Annotated in this window: 2 protein-coding genes; one reads left to right on the top strand and one right to left on the bottom strand. The window is 64.6% G+C overall.

From position 1 onward, the window contains the following. Nucleotides 1–214: 214 nt before the first annotated feature. On the top strand, nucleotides 215–1,318 hold the full coding sequence (locus tag ACYQ1H_RS15445; RefSeq protein ID WP_460028926.1) for a cytochrome-c peroxidase: 1,104 nt from the start codon (nucleotides 215–217) through the stop codon (nucleotides 1,316–1,318). Between the two features lie 349 nt (nucleotides 1,319–1,667). Here the strand turns inward: ACYQ1H_RS15445 and ACYQ1H_RS15440 are convergent. Beyond that, the coding region (locus tag ACYQ1H_RS15440) for an alpha/beta hydrolase (RefSeq protein WP_460028925.1) at nucleotides 1,668–2,055 on the bottom strand (388 nt) is incomplete at its 5' end.

Genomic DNA, 2,055 nt, shown 5'->3' with positions numbered 1-2,055 from the left:
CGCCCCCCCCATTTTTCCGACGCCACGGCAGTTGCTGCTGGTCCGCTATCGGGCGGGGTCGGTATCATTCTCGCTGGAAACTTTGCACGGGCTCTGGTCCGGCCAGGTTCCACACACATCCAAAGGGGTACCTTGCCTTGAGCTCCCGGGTACTGATACCGGTCTCCGGGTGGGGCCGAGGAATCACACGCCCCGCTCTCGAGAGGATCAGCTCATGAACCGTCAACTCAAGCCTTGCAACGACAGCTCCGGGTATCGCCCCGTTTCATCCTGGACTCATCGGGCGCGGCGCACCGCCTGGGCCGTGTCCTTGCTCGCCTTGACGGCTCAGGCCCAGGAGCCGGATACGCCATTGCCGGCTGTCGTGAAGCAGATGTTCCAACCTCTGCCCGAGCACAGGAGGACCGAGGCGTTTCCCGCCGCAGCCGCTCGGGTGGCACTGGGCAAACAGCTGTTTTTCGATTCACGGCTGTCCCTGGACGGTACCGTCAGTTGCGCGACCTGCCACCGCCCGGCCCTGTACGGCACCGATGCCCTGCCCAGATCGATCGGCGTCGAACATCGGTTGAACGCTCGCAATGCGCCCACGGTACTGAACGCCGCGCTTCAGTTCAGGGCGCACTGGATCGGTGACCGCGCGAACGTAGAGGAGCAGGCGCTGAAATCGCTGACCGGCCGCACCAGCTTTGGCAATCCCGACGTCGTGGCCGTCATCCAGAAGCTCAAGGCACTGCCGGGATACGCGGCGGAATTCAGACAAGCCTTCCCGAACGATCCTGAGCCGGTAACGCCGGAGAACTGGGGCAAGGCTATCGGGGCTTACGAGCGCACACTGGTGACGCCATCGCCATTCGATGCCTATCTCCAGGGCGATGCCAAGGCACTCCCGCCCCAAGCACAAAACGGTTTGAAGACCTTCATCGACCTCGGCTGCGCGGCTTGTCACAACGGCATAGGGATCGGCGGTTCGTCTTTTCAGACCTTCGGCGTGTTCGAGGATTACTGGAAGCGGACGGGTAGCCAGCCGATCGATGAGGGCCGTTTCACGGATACCGGGGAACCCGCCGACAAGTATCGCTTCAAGGTGCCGAGTCTCCGCAATGTCGCCATGACTCCGCCGTATTTCCATGACGGCTCCGTGGCCACGCTGCCGCAAGCGGTACGCGTTATGGGCAAAGTACAGCTTGGCAAGGATCTCACCGATCAGGAAGTCGCCGCGCTGGTGGCTTTCCTGGACACGCTGACGGGAGAGTTGCCCAAGGATTTCGCCACCGAGCCCGTCCTGGCGCCGCAGGGCTTTTCCAGCCTGCCGCCCTGAGGCCTGCCAGGGGTGACAAAACTCCCCCCGCCCCGCGCGGCCGGGCATGTGAGGCCCGGAGCACCGCACATGACGAGCGGGCGCCGGCTGGCCCTCGTTGCCGCCGGCGCGGCTGTTGATCTTCATGCCCCCTGCGATATGCAGGCCTTGCAAACCGATATCGCGTGCCTCGGGAACCATGCGGCTGAGCGATACGCCACCGGGCAGCAGGGGTCGGGCCACCACAGCCGCACGTCCCGCGACTGAAGCCCTCCAGGGTCGCCATGGCGGACCGTGCCTTGTCGATCGTCCCGTGAGACGGCTGCTGCGCCGGTGGATGATCTCGGCGTTCCGCAAGAGGGGTTTCTGCCTACCTGATAGCCCTCAGGTATACCCTCAGAAAATCCAGGTTCTCCCAGTTCGTCCGTGATGCTGCCTGGCCTTGTACCGTGGGCAGCGGTTGCGCAAAGGCAGCGTCCTGCCGGCAACGCTTGCCCTCGGGAGGTACTTGGCCGCTGATGAGGTAGTCTTCCACCGCGGACGCGATACAGGCGGAGTTGCCCTGCCGGTAGGCGCAGTGACCATCGCCCGTCAGCGTCAACAGCCGGGCATTGCCCAATTCGTGGGTGAGCATGAGCGCATCCGGGTAGGGTGTGGCCGGGTCGTACGTTGTCCCTACCACCAGGATCGTCGGACTGGCAGAGGTGGCGCGGAACGGTCCGCGATAGGCCCGGCGCGGTGCGACGGGGTAGTAGCGG

Source organism: Methyloparacoccus murrellii (assembly GCF_054657115.1).
This window is presented reverse-complemented; position numbering and strand designations above follow the sequence as displayed.

What these genes read in the sequence shown, in the direction of transcription:
- ACYQ1H_RS15445 (WP_460028926.1), top strand. Translation starts at nt 215, where the DNA reads ATGAACCGTCAACTCAAGCCTTGCAACGACAGCTCCGGGTATCGCCCC.